The sequence below is a fragment of the Stenotrophomonas sp. TWI819 genome (assembly GCF_039673075.1).
GTDB lineage: Bacteria > Pseudomonadota > Gammaproteobacteria > Xanthomonadales > Xanthomonadaceae > Stenotrophomonas > Stenotrophomonas rhizophila_B.
In genome coordinates this window covers 234,152-251,878 of record NZ_JBDJKY010000007.1, presented here as the reverse complement: position 1 = coordinate 251,878, position 17,727 = coordinate 234,152, and the positions used below count along the sequence as shown (strand labels likewise).

The 17,727-nt window shown below is 65.4% G+C and carries 13 protein-coding genes and 1 pseudogene; 6 read left to right on the top strand and 8 right to left on the bottom strand.

Features of this window, described 5'->3' with window-relative positions:
- Nucleotides 1-169: 169 nt before the first annotated feature.
- On the bottom strand, nucleotides 170-1,507 hold the full coding sequence (locus ABE463_RS12075; protein ID WP_346468325.1) for a serine hydrolase domain-containing protein: 1,338 nt from the start codon (nucleotides 1,505-1,507) through the stop codon (nucleotides 170-172).
- 223 nt (nucleotides 1,508-1,730) lie between these two features.
- Nucleotides 1,731-3,351 (bottom strand): annotated as a pseudogene (locus ABE463_RS12070) (choline dehydrogenase).
- 169 nt (nucleotides 3,352-3,520) lie between these two features.
- On the opposite strand from ABE463_RS12070, the gene ABE463_RS12065 reads away from it, so the two are divergent.
- Nucleotides 3,521-4,858 (top strand): MFS transporter, encoded by a 1,338-nt coding sequence (locus tag ABE463_RS12065; protein ID WP_346468324.1) that lies wholly within the window; start codon nucleotides 3,521-3,523, stop codon nucleotides 4,856-4,858.
- A gap of 31 nt (nucleotides 4,859-4,889) precedes the next feature.
- Nucleotides 4,890-5,246: a DUF1304 domain-containing protein gene (locus tag ABE463_RS12060; RefSeq protein WP_121038995.1), complete on the top strand. Its 357-nt coding sequence runs from the start codon at nucleotides 4,890-4,892 to the stop codon at nucleotides 5,244-5,246.
- Nucleotides 5,247-5,331: 85 nt separating this feature from the next.
- On the opposite strand, the gene ABE463_RS12055 is transcribed toward ABE463_RS12060, so the two are convergent.
- From ABE463_RS12055 to ABE463_RS12045, 3 genes are all read right to left on the bottom strand, one after another.
- Nucleotides 5,332-5,802, bottom strand: coding sequence for a hotdog fold domain-containing protein (locus tag ABE463_RS12055; protein WP_346468323.1), 471 nt, complete (start codon nucleotides 5,800-5,802; stop codon nucleotides 5,332-5,334).
- Nucleotides 5,803-5,871: 69 nt separating this feature from the next.
- On the bottom strand, nucleotides 5,872-8,349 hold the full coding sequence (locus ABE463_RS12050; RefSeq protein ID WP_346468322.1) for an acyl-CoA dehydrogenase: 2,478 nt from the start codon (nucleotides 8,347-8,349) through the stop codon (nucleotides 5,872-5,874).
- Nucleotides 8,346-9,266, bottom strand: a complete 921-nt coding sequence (locus ABE463_RS12045; protein WP_346468321.1) for an alpha/beta fold hydrolase — start codon at nucleotides 9,264-9,266, stop codon at nucleotides 8,346-8,348. The genes ABE463_RS12050 and ABE463_RS12045 overlap by 4 nt, the downstream gene beginning before the upstream one ends.
- A 139-nt stretch (nucleotides 9,267-9,405) precedes the next feature.
- Between ABE463_RS12045 and ABE463_RS12040 the strand changes: the two genes are divergently transcribed.
- The gene (locus ABE463_RS12040) at nucleotides 9,406-10,008 is read left to right on the top strand and encodes a TetR/AcrR family transcriptional regulator (protein ID WP_123730448.1); all 603 of its coding nucleotides are present in this window, start codon (nucleotides 9,406-9,408) and stop codon (nucleotides 10,006-10,008) included.
- 142 nt (nucleotides 10,009-10,150) lie between these two features.
- Here the strand turns inward: ABE463_RS12040 and ABE463_RS12035 are convergent, their stop codons facing one another.
- The 3 genes from ABE463_RS12035 to ABE463_RS12025 all read right to left on the bottom strand — a co-directional run bounded on the left by ABE463_RS12035 (nucleotide 10,151) and on the right by ABE463_RS12025 (nucleotide 15,386).
- Nucleotides 10,151-12,979, bottom strand: a complete 2,829-nt coding sequence (locus tag ABE463_RS12035) for a TonB-dependent receptor (RefSeq protein ID WP_346468320.1) — start codon at nucleotides 12,977-12,979, stop codon at nucleotides 10,151-10,153.
- 533 nt (nucleotides 12,980-13,512) lie between these two features.
- Nucleotides 13,513-14,337, bottom strand: coding sequence for a hypothetical protein (locus ABE463_RS12030; RefSeq protein ID WP_346468335.1), 825 nt, complete (start codon nucleotides 14,335-14,337; stop codon nucleotides 13,513-13,515).
- A gap of 152 nt (nucleotides 14,338-14,489) precedes the next feature.
- Complete coding sequence (locus ABE463_RS12025; RefSeq protein WP_259259465.1) at nucleotides 14,490-15,386, bottom strand: Hsp33 family molecular chaperone HslO; 897 nt, start codon at nucleotides 15,384-15,386, stop codon at nucleotides 14,490-14,492.
- 79 nt (nucleotides 15,387-15,465) lie between these two features.
- Here ABE463_RS12025 and mtgA point away from each other — a divergent pair, with 79 nt between their 5' ends.
- The 3 genes from mtgA to ABE463_RS12010 are packed head-to-tail and all read left to right on the top strand — an operon-like array spanning nucleotide 15,466 to nucleotide 17,665.
- On the top strand, nucleotides 15,466-16,215 hold the full coding sequence (gene mtgA / locus ABE463_RS12020; protein ID WP_346468319.1) for a monofunctional biosynthetic peptidoglycan transglycosylase: 750 nt from the start codon (nucleotides 15,466-15,468) through the stop codon (nucleotides 16,213-16,215).
- Between the two features lie 39 nt (nucleotides 16,216-16,254).
- Nucleotides 16,255-17,274 (top strand): glycosyltransferase family 2 protein, encoded by a 1,020-nt coding sequence (locus ABE463_RS12015; protein WP_346468318.1) that lies wholly within the window; start codon nucleotides 16,255-16,257, stop codon nucleotides 17,272-17,274.
- On the top strand, nucleotides 17,234-17,665 hold the full coding sequence (locus tag ABE463_RS12010) for a CBS domain-containing protein (RefSeq protein ID WP_123730455.1): 432 nt from the start codon (nucleotides 17,234-17,236) through the stop codon (nucleotides 17,663-17,665). The genes ABE463_RS12015 and ABE463_RS12010 overlap by 41 nt, the downstream gene beginning before the upstream one ends.
- Nucleotides 17,666-17,727 lie beyond the last annotated feature (62 nt).

The following is a 17,727-nucleotide window of genomic DNA, read 5'->3' as shown; positions in this document are numbered from 1 at the left end:
CCGACAATTTGAAGGCCAGCGAGTAATCCCGCTGGCTGCGCCTGGGTGTTGAATCCATTGAACATTCCTCTTCCTGTGGGAAAAGGTGTCAACTCAATTCAGGACGGGTCAAAAACCACAAAAAAGGCGGCCATCCGGCCGCCTTTTTCGATACCACGTGCAGGCAGGATCAGCGCGGTGAAGCGACCGCGCGGTTCGACGAAACGCCCTTGCGCTTGCCTTGCGGGGCGGCATCCTCGGCCATCAGGCTGTCGCTGCCGAAGTCGGTGTCCACGTCCAGCCAGCGCTGGGTCGGCAGGCCCATGGCCTGGTCCAGTACGGTGGGCAGCAGGCCGCTGGGCAGGCTGCTTTCACCATTCCACATGATGGCGATGCCGAGGTCGCGTTCGGGCACCAGCGCGACCAGACCGCGGTAACCCTGGACGGCACCGGCGTGGAAGATCACTTCATGGCCGGCGTAATCGAAGGTGCGCCAGCCGAGCGCGTAGCCGGCCGAGTTCAGGCGTTCGCGGCGCCAGCCCGAGCGCATCTCACCGGGGGTGCTGATCAGGCTGGCGTGCAGCGTGGCCAGCAACGGGGCGGGCAGGACGTCGGGGCGATGGCCGGTGTGTGCCAGCAGCCACTGTGCCATGTCACTGGCACTGGCATTGACGCCGGCGGCAGGGGCGAGGCGGTAATAGGTCGGCTTGGGCGTGAGCGCGACCCAGCCGTTGCGGCTGCGCACGTGCGGGCGCGCCCAGCGCGAGCTGGCCTGGATGCCGGCCAGACCGAGGCTGGCGTCATCCATGCCCAGCGGCTTGAACAGGCGGCGCTCGACGGACTGTTCGTAGAAGCTGCCGGAGGCGGCGTAGACCACATCACCGATCAGGCTGAAGGCCACGTTCTGGTAGGCATAGCAGTCGCCGGGCAGGCACTTGAGCGAGGTGGCCGCCAGCTTGTGGGTGAGCGTGTAGTACTCGGCGTTGGCTTCGACGTCGCGGTCGTAGGCGTTGTAGGGCAGGCCAACGCGGTGGCTGAGCAGATCGGCCACGGTCAGACGCTCGGTCGCTTCGGGCGTGCTCAACTGGAAGCCGGGCACGTAGTCGGTAACCTTGCTGTCCCAGCGCAGGGTGCCATCGTTGACCAGCAGGCCGGCCATGGTGCCGGCGAAGGCCTTGGACAGCGAGGCCAGCCGGAACACGGTGTGGGCATCGACCTGCTGCGGGTTGTTGACGTCGGTGACGCCGTAGCCGCGCGCGCTGAGTACGCGGCCACCCTGGACGATCGCAACGGCCATGCCGGGTACGCGCTCGCCGTAGGTGAGCTGCTGCGCCATCGATTCGATCGAGGCCACGTTGAAGCTCTGCGCGGGCGGCTGCACTTTCAGGCCGGCCGGCGTGGTGCGATACGCGGCAGGCTGGGTATGCGGGGCGGCGCTCGGCGCCGATTCCTCGATATTGACCGGGAACCCGGCGGGCGCAGCGGCAGGTGTCTGTGCAGTGGAAGACATGGCGATGGGCATCAACATGCCCAACAACCCGGTTGCCGCCGAACGGATCGGTCGGCGCCTGTTGTTCTGGTTCATCGTGTGGGTGCCCGTGCGCGACTGCTGTGACCGATTCTAGCGCCGCTTTTCGTGATTGCACAAACGAAACGAAGATGAATGCGTATCGCATTGAAAATACGCGGGTTTTGCCGATCTCCAAAGTATCCGTCAACCGCGCGGTAAGGACGGTCCAGCGCACCCCTGTTCAGGCAGTTGCAGCGGTCCGGATCCAATGGGCGGCACGCTCGGCGATCATCAGGGTCGGGGCGTTGGTGTTCCCGCTGACCAGGCGCGGCATCACCGATGCGTCCACCACCCGCAGCCGCTGCGTGCCATGCACGCGCAGGGTCGGATCGACCACGGCCTCGGCATGTTGCCCCATCGCGCAGGTGCCGACCGGGTGGTAGATGGTCTCGGCCTTGGCCCGGATGAAGGCTTCCAGTGCGGCGTCGTCCAGATCGGTGCGGGCGGGAAAGACCGGCGCACCGCGCCAGCTGTTAAATGCCGGCTGCTGCAGGATCTCGCGCGACAGCCGGGCGCATTCGAGCATCATTTTCAGGTCGTGACCGTCCGCATCGCCGAGGTAGTTGGCGTGGATGCGCGGCGGTGAGCGTGCATCGGCATCACGCAGACGCAGCTGCCCGCGGCTGCGCGGGTGCAGCGGGCAGGCATGCAGCGTGTAGCCATCGCCCGGCAGCCGGTGTCGGCCGTGGTTGTCCAGCATCGCCGGGACGAAATGGAACTGGATGTCGGCACCGGTATCGGTGGCCAGCGATGAGCGGGTGAAGCCGCCGGCCTCAGCCAGGTTGCTGGTGCCGGCACCGCGACGACCGCGCAGAAAGTAGTCCACCGCGATGCGCAGCTCGTTGCTGCGGTCGTAGCTGACGCCGGGTGTGGTGTGCACGACGGTGCAGATGTCCAGGTGGTCCTGCAGGTTGCGGCCGACACCGGGCAGATCCACGCGCGGGGTGATGCCGTGGCAACGCAACGTGTCCGCCTCGCCGATGCCGGAGAGCATCAGCAGGTGCGGGGAATGGATGGCGCCGGCGCTGAGGATCACCTCGACCGCCGCGCGTGCATGGAGGTGGTGGCGGCCACGTCGATAGTGCACGCCGGTCGCTGTCGTGCCCTCGAAGCTCAGCGCGGTCGCCTGCGCGCCGGTGAGCACCGTCAGGTTGCGTCGGTGGCGTGCCGGGCGCAGGTAGGCGTCCGCGCTCGAACACCGCGCACCGTCGCGCTGGGTGACCTGGTACAGCCCTACGCCGAGCTGCTGGTCACCGTTGAAGTCCGCATTGTGGGGATGGCCGGCTTGTTGAGCGGCGGCGATGAACGCAGCCGAGAGGGGATTGTGGTGGCGCAGGTCGGACACCGACAGCGGTCCTGCGGCGCCGTGCAGCGCGCTGGCACCGCGGCTGTTGCGCTCGCTGTGCAGGAACCAGGGCAGCACCTGGTCCCAGCCCCAGCCGGTGGCGCCACCCGCTTCCCAGCCGTCGTAGTCGGCCGGCACGCCGCGCACGTAGCACATCGCATTGATCGAACTCGATCCGCCCAGCACCTTGCCGCGCGGCCACCACAGGCGACGGCCGTCCAGCCCAGGCTCGGGCGCAGTCTCCAGATTCCAGTTGATGCGGCGGTTATTGACCAGCCGCGCCAGGCCGGCCGGCATGTGGATGAAGGGGTTGGTATCGCGCGGACCGGCTTCCAGCAGCAGCACGCGGCAGGCCGGGTCTTCGCTGAGCCGGTGGGCCAGCACGCAGCCGGCAGAGCCGGCTCCAATCACGATGTAGTCGTACATGCCGCTCCTTGCCGGGGTGCGCACCGAGCATAAGACAGGTTGGGGCAGGCAGGGGCTGCGGGGTGCGCCACGCAGCGTTGCGCCGATGGGCGTGCCGGAGGCTGGCGATGTTGCGGTGCATCGTTTACCTTGCGCGCTTCGACGCCCGGAGTTCCCCACATGCTGCCGTTGCAACGCCCCTTGTCCGCGCAGAGCGGGCAATGACCGCGGCGACCGGGACCGGCACGGCAGCCGGTGGGATGCTGAGTGCGTGGCGGCGTTCGCCGCCGCTGATCTGGGCCTCGCTGTATTTCTTCTGCCTGCTGAGTGGCTACTACGTGCTGCGCCCGGTGCGCGAAGCGATGGCGGCCTCCTCCGATCTGCAGACGGTGTTCCCGCTGCCGCTGATCGAGTGGTTCGCCGGCCATGGAATCGCCCTGCAGGACTTCGTGCTGCAGTTCCTGTTCACCTGCGTGTTCTTCATCATGCTGGTGCTGCAGCCGCTGTACGGCGCGCTGGTGAGCCGCTATCCGCGCCGGGTATTCCTGCCGGTGGTGTACGGGTTCTTCATCGTCACCCTGCTCGGGTTCTACGTGATGTTCGAAACCGGCGTGCCCGGGCGCGGCATGGCGTTCTTCTTCTGGATCACCGTCTTCAACCTGTTCGCGGTGGCCGTGTTCTGGAGCTTCATGGCCGACGTGTTCTCCAACGTGGAGGCGCGCGCGTATTACGGCTATCTCGGTGCCGCCGGGACCATCGGGGCGTTCCTGGGCCCGATCATTACCTCGGCGTTGGTGCAGCGGGTCGGCATCGCCAATCTGATGCTGGTCTCGGCCGGCTTCCTGTTGATCTGCCTGGGCTGCATCTGGCGGCTGCGGCTGTGGGCGGTGGCACGCGAACAGGAGCGGGAACTGGTCTCCGGCGAGACGCCGATGGGCGGCAGCGTGTTCGATGGCCTGAAGCTGATCGTGCGTGAGCCGATGCTGCGCTGGCTGGCGCTGATGGTGCTGTTCGGCGTGGGCGTAGGCACCATGCTCTACAACGAGCAGGCCTCGATCGTGCGACGCCTGTACACCGACCCGGCCGCCAGCACGGCGTTCTTCTCGCGCGTGGATCTGGCCGTGAACGCGCTGACCCTGGTCATCCAGCTCGGCGCGACGCGCTGGCTGCTGTCGCGGTACGGGATCGCACCCGCACTGCTGATTCCCGGGGTGGCGATCATCATCGGGTTCTCGATCCTCGCTGCCTCGCCGCTGCCGCTGATGGTGGCGATGGTGCAGGTCATGACCCGCGCCAGCGAATTCTCACTGGCCAAACCGGCGCGCGAGACGATCTACACCCGTGTGGACCGCCAGTGGCGCTACAAGGCCGGTGCGGCGATCGACACCGTGGTCTACCGCGGTGCGGACCTGACCTTCGCCTGGGTGCACAAGGGGCTGTCCCTGTTCGGCTCGCACATCGTGTTCCTCGGTGGCCTGGTCGTGGCCGGTGCCATGACCGTCGCCGCCCTCGGCCTGCTGCGCGAAGAAAAGAAGCTGCCGGGCGAGCGCCCGGAGTAAGCTTTCTGCATTACGTTCTGGAAGCCTGCCCATGTATTGGATCGCGCTGTCACTGACCTTGCTGGTCGCCCTGCTGCACGTGTACTTCCTGGTCCTGGAAATGTTCCTGTGGACCAAGCCGCTGGGATTGAAGACCTTCCGCAATACGCCTGAAAAGGCGCAGGCCACGCGCGTGCTGGCGGCCAATCAGGGGCTGTACAACGGCTTCCTCGCCGCCGGCCTGTTCTGGGGCCTGTTCGATCACCTGCCGATGCTGGTGAACTTCATGCTGGGCTGCGTGATCGTGGCCGGCTGCTATGGCGCGTACAGCGTCAACAAGCGGATCTTCTTCATCCAGGCTGTGCCGGCGATCCTGGCCGTGGCGGCATGGTGGATGGTGCCTGCCTGACAGGCGCCAGCCACGCATGGCGTGACGCCACCCTGCGACAGACGGATCGGATGTGGAGCCACCCCATGGGTGGCTGCGCCAACGATCATCGCTTGACCGGCGACACCCACATCGCGATTCGGGCCTCGAACACCGCCGTGCCGGCGTCATCGCGCACCTGCACCTTCACCGGCAGCGCGTAACCCGCCTCGGCCGCCACGATCGGCTGCTCCGGCGTGGCCACGGCATGCTGGGTGCCCGTCGCCTTGGCCAGGTAGTGCACCTCCATGCCCTTCGGGATCCAGCGCATGCCCTTGGGCAGCGAGGCATCCACCATCAGCCCGGCGGTGAGCTCGGCCAGGTTGCACAGTGCGATCGCGTGCACCGTGCCGATGTGGTTGGTGACCTTGCGCCGGTGCGCGATGCGGCCTTCGCAGCGGCCCGGTTCAAGCAGGGTGATGCGCGGGGCGATGCTGGCGAAGTAGGGTGCCTTGAAACACACCGCGCGCGAGAACAGCCAGTTGCCGGCAGGCCAGCGCTGCATGCGGCGATAAAGCGTGAGCAGTGGAGCGGACATCGGAGATCTCCCTAAAGAAACGGCGGACCGAAGTCCGCCGTTGTCGTTTACCTGGTGCCAGGACCGGGATCAGGCGGCTTCGGACTGCGCGTCCTGCTGGGCACGCTTGTAGTAGCCCGCCGAGCGCAGTTCTTCCGGATCGAAGTCGTCCACGGTGATCGTTTCCAAGGTGAGCGTGCGCAGCTCTTCGAGCAGGGTGCGCTCGTCCTGGGTGATCACGCCTTCGGCCACGGCTTCGTCCAGCTGGGTAACGAAGTCCAGCGCTTCGATGCCCTTGGTCTTGAGCGCCTTGATGAACTTGCGCTCCACCGGCTCGGCCATGATCGCCTTGGACAGGTAGCTGTTGATGCGGCCACCCGGGTTATTCTCGCACGGGGTCAGGAACACGCCACTGGCCAGACGGTCGCGGGCTTCGTTGGGCGCCATCAGCAGCGCGGCGACGCGGTGGCCCAGACGGTCGCCCGGGGCCTCGGCACGGCGGCCGAACGGGAAGATCAGCGCCCACATCAGCCAGCCGATCGGACGCACCGGGAAGTTGCGCAGGGCGGCCGACAGCGACTCTTCGATCTTGTGCACGCTGTCATGGAAGGCCCAGGCCAGCAGCGGCTGGTCGGCCACCGGTGCGCCTTCGTCGTGGTAACGCTTGAGCATGGCGCTGGTCATGTAGATGTGGCTCAGCACGTCGCCCAGGCGGCCGGACAGCGATTCCTTGAACTTCAGCTTGCCGCCCAGCGTCATCATCGAGATGTCGGCCATCAGCGCCAGGTTGGCCGAGTAGCGGTCCAGCTTGCGGAAGTAGCGGCGGGTGTAGGCATCGCCCGGGGCGGCACCGAAACGGGCACCGGTCAGACCGAACCAGAACGAACGCACGGCGTTGGAGATGCCGTAGCGGATGTGGCCGAACAGGCTGCGGTCGAATTCCTGCAGGCCGGCACGGGTGTCCGGATCCTGCGCGGCCTTCATTTCCTTCAGCACCCACGGGTGGCAGAGGATCGCACCCTGGCCGAAGATCAGCAGGCTGCGGGTCATGATGTTGGCACCCTCCACCGTGATCGCGATCGGCGCGGCCTGCCAGCTGCGGCCGGCGAAGTTGCGCGGCCCCAGGATGATGCCCTTGCCGCCGATCACATCCATCACGTCCGAGATCACTTCACGGCTCATGCTGGTGCAGTGGTACTTGGCGATGGCCGACGGCACCGACGGCACGTCGCCGCGGTCCACCGCAGCCGCCGTGGCCTGGCACAGCGCGCTGATCGCGTAGGCCTTGCCACCGATGCGGGCCAGCGCTTCTTCGACGCCCTCGAAGCGACCGACCGACAGGCCGAACTGCTTGCGGATACGTGCATAGGCACCGGTCACCACGGCACCGGCCTTGGCACCGCCACTGGCGGTGGAGGGCAGGGTGATGGAGCGGCCCACGGCCAGGCACTCGTTGAGCATGTTCCAGCCCTTGCCGGCCTTCTCGGCGCCGCCGATCAGCTGGGTCAGCGGGATGAAGACATCCTTGCCGCGGATCGGGCCATTCTGGAAGGTCGAGTTGAGCGGGAAGTGGCGGCGGCCGATTTCCACACCAGCGGTATCATGCGGCAGCAGCGCCAACGTGATGCCGATGTCGCGGGTGTTGCCGATCAGGCCGTCCGGATCGTACATGCGGAAGGCCAGGCCGATCAGCGTGGCCACTGGGGCCAGCGTGATGTAGCGCTTGTCGAAGGTGAGCTTGACGCCGAGCACCTGCTCGCCGTTCCACTCGCCCTTGCAGACGATGCCGTAATCGGGAATCGAGGTGGCATCCGAACCGGCGAACGGACCGGTCAGGCCGAAGCAGGGCACTTCACGGCCATCGGCCAGACGCGGCAGGTACTGGTCCTTCTGTTCCTGGGTGCCGTAATGGTTGAGCAGTTCACCCGGGCCCAGCGAGTTGGGCACGCCGACGGTGGAGCTGACCACGCTCGACACCGAGGCCAGCTTCTGGATCACCTTGTGGTGGGCCAAGGCGCTGAAGCCCAGGCCGCCGTATTCCTTCGGAATGATCATGCCGAAGAACTTGTTCTTCTTGATGAAGCTCCACAGCTCCGGCGGCAGGTCGGCGTAGACGTGGGTGATTTCCCAGTCGTTGACCATTTTGCACAGCTCTTCGACCGGGCCGTCCAGGAACGCCTGTTCCTCAGCAGTGAGCTGCGGCTTGGGGTAGTTCAGCAGGATGTTCCAGTCCGGATCACCGGTGAACAGCTCGCCTTCGAAACCGACCGAGCCGGTTTCCAGCGCGATGCGCTCGGTCTGCGACAGCGGCGGCAGCACTTTGCGGAACACCTTCATCATCGGTGCGGTCAGCAGCGGCTTGCGGATGAAAGGCAGCAGCAGCGGCACGGCGATCACCGCGACGATGGCCGCAGCCACGATCGTGGCGGTCTGGTTGACGTACGGGATGAACCAGCAGGCGGCCAGCAGCACCAAGCTGATGATCGTCCAGGTGATCAGGCGCATCCGGTGGTAGGCGACGAACGCACCTGCCAGGAGGATCGCGAGGAAGGGAACGACAATGCTCATGAGCGTGCTCCGGTGACGTGCTCGGTAATGGCGGACGATGCGACGGCGGAGGCCGAGGGCAACACGTCCAGATAGTCCAACACAGTAGCGGTAAAGGCGTTGTTGTCATCACCGGCGACCATGTGCGTGGCCTCCGGCAACTGCACGTGGCGTGCGTGTGGCACCAACGCAAGGAACTCGGCCACCGTCTGCGGGGTGACGAGGGTGCTGCGGCCACCGCTGACCAGCAGCAATGGGCATTTCACCTGGCGCGCCGCGTCGGCAAGCGCGTCCTGCTGTTGTTCGCTGTCACGCGCCAGTTCGGCGACCAGGCGCGGGTCCCAATGCCAGCGCCAGCGGCCGTGGCCGTCCTCGCGCAGCAATGCGCGCAGGGAATCTTCAGACTTGCGCGGGCGGTGTGGCAGGTAGGAGGAGATCACGTCGGCGGCTTGGGACAGCGACGCGAAGCCTTCCGGGTGCGCGGTCATGAACATCAGGACCTTTTCGACACCGGCGGTATCCCAGCGTGGGGTGATGTCCACCAGCACCATCGCCGAAAACAGGCCCGGCCAGCGCGACTCGGCGAGCAGGCCGAACAGACCGCCCATCGAGGCGGCGATCAGGATCGGCGGCTGCGGCTGTTCACCTGCCAGCACGATCAGATCATCGGCGAACTGTTCACCGTGATACGCAAGGTCGGCCGGGTTCCAGTCGGAATCGCCGTGGCCGCGCGCGTCGTAAGCCAGGGTCTGGTAGCCGGCGTCGACCAGCGCGTTCGCGGTGGCGTTCCAGGCATGCCGGGTCTGGCCGAAGCCGTGGGCGAACAGGACGGTGCCGCGGCGCCCCGGGCCCGAACGCGTGGCTGCGAGCACGGCGTCATGCGCGCCGGTCAGTCGCTCATCGTCAAAGCGGGGCAGGGTAGAAGAAGGAGTGACCATACTCGCTAGTATGGACCTGCCCTGTGCGATGTCAATACTTCGGAGTATGGTGGCCCCATCCCTTGTGCCAGCAGGCGCGAAGCGGTCCTGTATCGATACACATACTGCAACCAACCCCGGCGTATGGTTAAATCCACCTATGAATGAACCCGAAGCTTCCGCCGGCGAGCCACGTGCCGGCCGCAACAGCCGCCTCAGTGCCGAAGACTGGGCCCAGGCCGCACTGGATCTGATTGCCGAACAAGGCGTGGGCGCGGTCGCGGTGGAGCCGCTGGCGCGTCGCCTCGGTGTCACCAAGGGCAGCTTCTATTGGCACTTCCCCTCGCGCGATGCATTGCTGCAGGCCGCGCTGGAACGCTGGGAGCTGTTCGAGCAGGAGCAGGTGTTCGGCAGCCTGGCCGATGTGACCGACCCGCGCGTACGCCTGCGTCAGTTGTTCCAGGTGGTGGCGCATGAAGTGCAGCCGCACATCATCTACAGCGAGCTGCTCAAGGCGCTCGATCACCCGATGGTGCGCCCGGTCATCGACCGCGTTTCGCATCGCCGGCTGGAGTATCTGGTCGCTTCGTTCCGCCAGGCCGGCCTGAGCCGTACCGACGCGCAGCATCGTGCGCGTCTGGCGTATGCCGCCTATGTCGGCTTCCTGCAGTTGTCGCTGCAGCTGCAGCAGCCCAAGCAGGCGCGCGAGGATTTCGAGGCCTACGTGGAGCATGTGATCGAGACGCTGATTCCGATCGGGTGAGTGTCCAGCAGCTGATGCACGGACAACGGCCCGAGAGGGCCGTTTTTTTTGTGGGATCTGCTGACGGGGTCCACGTCCCGCCCAAACAACAACGGCCCCTTTCGGGGCCGTTGCAGTCCAACGCTACACGGTTACAGCCAGATCAGAACTTCTGGTTGTAGCGCATGTAGAAGAAGCGGCCCGGAATTTCATACTGCGGGTCGAACGAGTTGGCGAACGTGGTGTACGACAGCGGCGGATCGCGATCGAAGGCATTGTTGACGCCCACGGTGATCCGGGCATTCCACGGCGACTGCCAGTAGGCGCTCAGGTCGGTGTAGGTGATGCTCGAGATCTTGCGCTGCGGATCGTCCTGGCCACCGATACCGACATGGTCGGCATCCGAGCACAGCAGGGCGAAGTTGGCGCCGCCGAAGGCGGTGCCCGAGCAGTCTTCATTCTGACGCGAGTAGTAACGTGCCGATGCAGTCGCACCGAAGTCGCCCAGCTGCCAGGCAACCAGCAGGTTGGAACGCACACGCCAGTAGTTGTCGCGGCTCAGATAGTTGCCGACGCGGTTGTAGCCTTCGGTGACCGGATCTTCGATGGTGTACTTGGAGGTGTAGGCGGTATCCAGGACGAAGCTGAAGCTGCCGTACGCCGTATCCGGCATGCGGTAACCCAGGGTCACGTCCCAGCCTTCCACTTCCATCGTACCGACGTTGCTCGGCACCGCCAGCAGGTTGGAGATCTGGCCGGTGCTGTCACGCTCGATCAGGTCGCACTGCGAAGACACGCCCTGGTTGTAGCAAGCGTCCAGGGTCTGCTGGGCAGTCTGGGCGTAGATGGCACCTTCGATCTTGATGTTCCACCAGTCAATCGACACGTCCAGGCCCGGAGCGAAGCTGGGGCTGTAGACGAAGCCCAAGGTCTTGGAGGTCGAGGTTTCCGGACCCAGATCCGGGTTGCCACCGGTGGTGGTACGGATCTGCGAGTTGGACTGGTTGTACGGCGGCACGCCGGCGCAGCTGGCAGGCGGGGTGTTCGGATTGTTGGTACGGACGCCGGCACAGGGATCGGCGACGTCTTCGAAGGTATCGCTCACGCCCTGGTACAGCTCGGCGATGGTCGGGGCACGGAAGCCTTCGGACCAGTTACCGCGGATCATCAGGTCGTTGATCGGCTTCCAGCGGAAACCGAACTTGCTGTTCACGGTGTTGCCGAAGTTGCTGTAGTCAGAGAAGCGGGTCGCCACGCTGAAGTCCAGCAGCTGCGCGCCGGTCACGCCGGACAGCAGCGGGATCGCCAGTTCCAGGTACGCTTCGTCCAGCTTGTAGCTGCCGTCGGTCGCAGTACGGGCGTTGCCGGTGGTGTCGCCGGAGTTGATCAGTGCGTCCGGGCCGTCAAAGCCGGATTCTTCACGGTGTTCGGCACCCAGCGAGAAGGCGAACGCGCCGCCCGGCAGGTCGAACAGTTCACCACCGATGCTGCCGTAGTAGGTCTTCTGCTCGTAACCGTAGATGTCATGCGCGGTGAAACCGGCATAGTCGATCATCTCCTGGGTCAGCGAGCCGGCGCCGCTCAGCATGTTCATCGGCACGCAGCCGTCGATCACGCTGCCTGCGGTACCGCAACGTGCAGCGCCGGTAGCGTCGACGAACGACGGGCCCAGGGCGCTGCGCAGCGCGGAGATGTTGAAGAAGCCGGTGGTGACGTCGGTCTGGTCGTTCTTGCCGTAGAACATGCCGGCTTCCCAGTTCCAGAAGCGGCTGTTCACTTCGAAGTCGCCTTCGAAGGCACCGTTGAACGCGTAGGTCTTCACGTTCTGCTTGTAGATACGACCGCCAGTCTCGTTGGCACGGTACTGGATGTAGTCGATATCACGGCCGGTGTTGTTGTAGATGTTGTCGGCGTCGATGACGATGTTGGCACCGTTGGTGCCCGGCGCGGCGCGGCCCAGCACGATCGGCATGGCGGCCAGGATCTGCTCGGATTCACGCTCGTTGTAGGTCACCGTGGTCTTGAAGCGGACATTGTCGGTGATGTCCAGACCGGCGTCGGCGAAGATCGAGGTGCGTTCCTGCGGGGTGATCAGCAGGTTGCCCGGGGCGTGGTTGAAGCTGTCGGCCTGGCCGTAGTTGCGCCAGGTGGTGCCACCGTTGCCGGTGATGAAGTAGCCTTCGCTGCCGTTCGGACGGGCGGCGCCGAAGCGCGGGGTACCGTTGGGATTGGTGCCGACCTGCTGGAAGTAGCCGAAGCGGCCTTCCGGCGTGGTGGAGCTGTTGCCCGTGTACGGCACGGAGCCGAAGACCGGCACCGCCGAGATGGCACGGTCGCCCGCCCACACCGCTTCTTCCTTCACGTAGCCCACGCCCAGGGTGGCGTGCCACTTCTCACCGGCCGAACCGATGGTGAAGTCGTAGGACTCGCGCGAACCGTCGCCCTTGTCGTACTGGCCGTAGTAGGCGTTGGCTTCTGCACCGTCGAAGTTCTTGCGCAGGATGATGTTGACCACGCCGGCGATGGCGTCCGAACCGTAGATGGTCGAGGCGCCGTCCTTCAGGACTTCAATGCGCTCGACGGCTGCGGAGGGGATGGTGTTCAGATCGACCGCGCCACCCAGGCCGGTACCACCGACCCAACGACGACCGTTGACCAGCACCAGGGTACGGCTGGAACCCAGGTTGCGCAGGTTCACGCGGGTTTCGCCGTTGCCACCGTTGTTGTAGGTGCTGTTGAGGGTCGAACCGCTGGTGGCGATGTTCTGGATGATGTCGCCGATCGAGGTCTGGCCCTGGGCCTGGATCTGCTCGCGGCTCATCGTGAAGACCGGCTGCGACGATTCCACGTCGGCGCGCTTGATGCGCGAACCCGTGACTTCGATCTTGTCGAGGGTCTGGGTTTCCTGGGCATAGGCAGCACCGGTGCTGCCAGCGGTCACCACCAGTGCGAACGCGATAGCGTCACGCAGCTTATTTGTCCTGTACTTCATTGGCTCTCTCTCTCCAAATGGACTTGGGTACTACGGGTTCTGGGATGGGCCTCTGCGCGGAGACGAAAGGCGTCTCCAAGTCGCGAAGCTGACTCGATAGTAACCACGTATTAGAAGAAATTAAAGACCCGTTAATACTTCATGTGATTTAGGTGAAATTCGGCAAAGTCCTTCTCCCACAGGGCTTTGCGGGCTCGATCAGTGCTTCGGGCCGGTTGGCGGTGCCTAAGATGGGATGACTTTTGGCACATTTTTTATGTCGATTTGTATCGATTTTGCCTGAATGGGCGGCCGTGAGGGCTCGCACACGACCGGGCGCCGCGTTCCTGAAGCGTCGTGATTATCCCGTCAGCGGGCGTTTCGGCACGCCTTATGCTAGGAATCGTTTACATGACCGACGGTAATGAGGGCCACGGTGAACGCGCGCACGGCAATGCCGCCGTGGGGCATGCAGCGGTCAATCCATCCAGGTGTCGGGGGCAGGAATCACCCGTTTGCCATTGCAGGCCCGTTGCAGGCCAATCGGCGAGGGCTTACAGGTCCTGCTCGTAGCGGACGTAGGGCACGGTGCCTTCGTCGGTGCTCTCATTGCGCGGAGCGAACGGATTCTTGCCGCGGGTGACGACGTTCTCGGCACCTACGGTGAGCTGGCCGCTCCAGGGCGTGCGCCAGGTCAAGCCGACGCCCAATCCTTCCCACTTGCCGGGCTGACCCGGAACATCGACCACGCGGCCGATGATGTTGCCGCTGAAATTGCCATAGCCGGCACCGAGGGTGAGGCTCTTGCTGTCCCAGCGGTCGACGATGGCCGGCGAGGCATCCGCGATCGGGACCAGGCGTGCCTTCGCATACGTGCCGCCGATCGACACGAAGCCTTCGCGGCCGATGTTCTTCTGCCCGAAGACGGTCAGATCGTTCTGTTCGGCGCGCAGCGACGGCGATTTGTTCGGGCCGGCCAGCCAGGCTGGCAGGGTGTCACGGCCGCTGCCGGCGGTGATGCCTACGCGCCCACCGGGCCGGTTGAAGGCGGCGGTGCCGCTGACCCGACGGCTGAGGGTGGTGTCTTCTTCATCGCCCAGAGTGGCCAGCATGCAATGACTGGCCAACCCGCTGATGCTGGTGCCGCGGCTGCTGTTGCACAGCAGGCCGAGCGAATCACCGGAGGACAGCCCAAAGGCCGCATCCAGCGAGCTGCGCCCGAAGTGCCAGCGGGCGCCGACGGCCTGTTCGCCGGTCGGCTCCAGGTACAGCAGCGCCTCGACCTTGCCGCTGCCCTTGTTCCAGACCGGCAGCACCGTACCGTCCTGCCTGCCCTTGGCCTGCGCATGCGCGCCCGAGACCGCGCCAAGGGCGATCATCAGGGCCAGCGGTAGACGCAGAAGGGGATGCATGGGAACTCTCAGACAAGCGCGGTGATGACAAGTTCCCGCCGAAGCGGGACATTGATCCTAGGGCGTTTATGATTTCTTAACAAGTCTTGGTTCTCCCCAGAACAAAACTCGTACCAAAATTACTGAAGCCGTTCAGGTGCCGGCGAAGATACATCCATCTCGCGGAACAGTATGTCGAATTCCGTCAACGGAAAGTGATACTCCTGCCCGCAGAATTCGCAGCGCACTTCGACCGCGCCGGTCGGCTCGGCGGCCGCCCGTGCTTCCTCTTCGCCCAACGACTGCAGCATGCCCTGGACGCGCTCGCGCGAGCAGGAGCAGGCAAAGCGCAGCGCCTTGTCGCCCAGCAGTTCCGGGTGCTCTTCATGGAACAGGCGATGCAGCAGGTCGTGGCCGGGCACGTCCAGCAGTTCCTGCTTGCCCAGGGTCTCGAACAACGCGCTGGCACGCGACCAGCCATCCTGGTCGCCTTCATCGCCCGGCAGCTTCTGCAGCAGCAGGCCGGCAGCGCGGGTGCCATCGGCGGCCAGCAGCAGCCGGGTGGGCAGCTGCTCGGACTGGCGGAAGTAATCCTCGAATGCCTCGTCCAGGCCGGCCGCGGTCAGTCCGACCAGGCTCTGGTAACGCTGCGGTTCGCGCGGGTCCAGACCGGGGTTCTCGATGGTGATCGCCAGCAGCGCATCATCGCCCAGGGCGGTCAGATCGCGCGGGGCATCACCACCGTCGTCTGCCAACTGGACGATGCCGCGCAGGGTGCCAGCGGCCGTGCACTCGGCGAACAGGGTGCGCAGCGCGGTGTTGCTGCGCAGCTGGATGGACAGCCGGCCATCGACCTTGGTGTGGCCGGTGAACAGCGCCGAGGCGACGCTCGCTTCGCCGAGCAGTTCGGCCGCACCGGGCGGGTAGGCGGCGTGGGACAGGATCTCCTGCCAGGTCGCATCGAGGTGCACGTGCACGCCGCGGACGCCGGCATCGGGGAGCAGGAAACGGGCAAGGGTGTCGGTCTGGGCGGTCATCGGTTCGGTGGCTGCGCGAAAGGAGTGCCGGTTGCCGGATAATGCGCCGACAACCGTGCAAGTAAAGGATGCACCAGTAATGGGGGCAGAGCGCAGCAACCTCAAGGTCGAGCCGGACCTGGAACCGTCACCGCCGCGCCGCTGGCGCTGGAAACGCCTGTTGTGGCTGCCGGTGCTGTTCGTCGGCATCAGCGTGCTGCAGGTACTGGCCCTGCGCTTCATCGATCCGCCCGTGTCCAGCGTGATGGTGTGGCGCTACGGCGAGGCGCTGGGGCAGGGCGATTGGCGCTACCGCCTGCATTACCAGTGGCGTGACCTGGACCAGATGGCGCCCAGCCTGCCCATTTCGCTGGTGGCTGCCGAGGACCAGCGCTTCCCGGACCACAATGGCTTCGATCTGCAGGCGATCGAGAAGGCGCGCGACCACAACGCGCGCGGTGGCCGGCTGCGCGGGGCCAGCACGATCAGCCAGCAGGTCGCCAAGAACCTGTTCCTGTGGCAGGGCCGCAGCTGGATCCGGAAGGGGCTGGAGGTCTGGTACACGGTGTTGATCGAAGCGCTGTGGCCCAAGTCGCGCATCCTGGAGATGTACGCCAACATCGCCGAGTTCGGCGACGGCATCTATGGCGCGCAGGCGGCGTCCCTGCAGTACTGGAACAAGGACGCCTCGCGCCTGAGCCCGGCCGAAAGCGCACGGCTCGCCGCGGTGCTGCCTTCGCCGCGCCGCTACAACGCCGCCAAGCCGGGCCCCTACGTGCAGCGCCGTGCGGCCTGGATCCAGCGGCAGGCCCGCCAGCTTGGCGGCAACGCTTACCTGGGCGACGACTGAGCATTCATGTACGTGATTGGCTGACGCTACAATCGCGGCATGAACGCCCAACGCCTGACCGTCGTGGTTGCCGCCCACAATGAAGCCTTGGCCCTGCCGATGCTGCACGTGCGTCTGTGCGCGGTGCTCGACGACCTGGGTGGCATCGATGGCCGGGTGCTGTATGTCGACGACGGCAGTACCGATACCTCGTGGGAGGTGATGCAGGGGTTGGCGGACGCGGACCCCCGCGTCGGCGTGCTGCGGCTGTCGCGCAACTTCGGCAAGGAGGCGGCGCTGACCGCCGGGCTGGATTTCGTCGACGACGGCGCGGTGATGATTCTCGACGCCGATGGACAGGACCCGCCGGAGCTGATTCCCGAGTTTGTCGCGCTCTGGCAGCAGGGCTATGACAACGTGTATGGCACGCGCCTGAAACGCGATGGCGAGAGCTGGTTCAAACGGTCCACCGCGAAGGCGTTCTATCGGGTGATCGGCCGCCTGTCCAACACGCCGATTCCCGCCGATACCGGGGATTTCCGCTTGCTTTCCCCGCGCGCGCTGCAGGCACTTGGCCAGCTGCGTGAACGCCACCGGTTCATGAAAGGGCTGTTCGGCTGGGTGGGTTTCCGCCGCAAGGCGCTGCCCTATCATCGCCACGCGCGGCTGGTGGGCGAGAGCAAGTTCAGCGTCTGGCGGCTGTGGAATTTCGCGCTGGAAGGGATCACCGGATTTTCGACCGCGCCGCTGCGTGCGACCACCTACCTGGGCTTGGCCGCAGCGAGCTTCGCGTTCCTGTTCGCACTGGTGGTCGTCCTCAAAGCGGCCCTGTACGGCGACCGCGTCGCGGGCTGGCCGACCATGATGGCGGTGATCCTGTTCCTGGGCGGCATCCAGCTGATCGCACTGGGGCTGATCGGTGAATACCTCGGCCGCCTCTATGAGGAATCCAAACAGCGCCCGCTGTATCTGGTTGACACCTGGCAGGCGCCGTTCGTGGCAGACTCGGCCGTGCATCCCATCGGTGGAGAGCAGCGAGATGACCACGGTACGACAGCTGTTGGAAGGCAAGTCCCCTGAGGTATTTGCCGTAGCGCCGACATCGGCGGTGATCGACGCCATCCGGCTGATGGCCGAAAAAGGCATCGGTGCGGTCCTGGTGATGGAGGGCCGGCAACTGGTCGGAATCCTCTCCGAGCGCGATTACGCGCGCAAGATCGTCCTGCATGAGCGCTCGTCACGCACGACCGAGGTGCGCGAGATCATGACCCCCAAGGTAGTGACGGTGGCGCCCGGCGAGCAGGTGGAACACTGCCTGCAACTGGTCACCGATTACCGCATCCGGCATCTGCCGGTGGTCGACGGCACGGGCGTGCTGGGCGTGATCTCGATCGGCGATCTGGTCAAATCGGTGATCGACGAACAGGCGCAGAAACTCGATCAACTGCAGCAGTACATCGTCGCCGGCTGAGCGGCCCTGGATGTTGCCCGGATGGCCGGTCAGCGGCCGGCATCCGGCCATGACCGCATCTG

Bases quoted from the DNA above. Each gene is read 5' to 3' on its own strand.
- ABE463_RS12075 (WP_346468325.1), bottom strand. From the start codon at position 1,507: ATGTTGATGCCCATCGCCATGTCTTCCACTGCACAGACACCTGCCGCT.
- ABE463_RS12065 (WP_346468324.1), top strand. From the start codon at position 3,521: ATGACCGCGGCGACCGGGACCGGCACGGCAGCCGGTGGGATGCTGAGT.
- ABE463_RS12060 (WP_121038995.1), top strand. From the start codon at position 4,890: ATGTATTGGATCGCGCTGTCACTGACCTTGCTGGTCGCCCTGCTGCAC.
- ABE463_RS12055 (WP_346468323.1), bottom strand. From the start codon at position 5,802: ATGTCCGCTCCACTGCTCACGCTTTATCGCCGCATGCAGCGCTGGCCT.
- ABE463_RS12050 (WP_346468322.1), bottom strand. From the start codon at position 8,349: ATGAGCATTGTCGTTCCCTTCCTCGCGATCCTCCTGGCAGGTGCGTTC.
- ABE463_RS12045 (WP_346468321.1), bottom strand. From the start codon at position 9,266: ATGGTCACTCCTTCTTCTACCCTGCCCCGCTTTGACGATGAGCGACTG.
- ABE463_RS12040 (WP_123730448.1), top strand. From the start codon at position 9,406: ATGAATGAACCCGAAGCTTCCGCCGGCGAGCCACGTGCCGGCCGCAAC.
- ABE463_RS12035 (WP_346468320.1), bottom strand. From the start codon at position 12,979: ATGAAGTACAGGACAAATAAGCTGCGTGACGCTATCGCGTTCGCACTG.
- ABE463_RS12030 (WP_346468335.1), bottom strand. From the start codon at position 14,337: ATGATCGCCCTTGGCGCGGTCTCGGGCGCGCATGCGCAGGCCAAGGGC.
- ABE463_RS12025 (WP_259259465.1), bottom strand. From the start codon at position 15,386: ATGACCGCCCAGACCGACACCCTTGCCCGTTTCCTGCTCCCCGATGCC.
- mtgA (WP_346468319.1), top strand. From the start codon at position 15,466: ATGGGGGCAGAGCGCAGCAACCTCAAGGTCGAGCCGGACCTGGAACCG.
- ABE463_RS12015 (WP_346468318.1), top strand. From the start codon at position 16,255: ATGAACGCCCAACGCCTGACCGTCGTGGTTGCCGCCCACAATGAAGCC.
- ABE463_RS12010 (WP_123730455.1), top strand. From the start codon at position 17,234: ATGACCACGGTACGACAGCTGTTGGAAGGCAAGTCCCCTGAGGTATTT.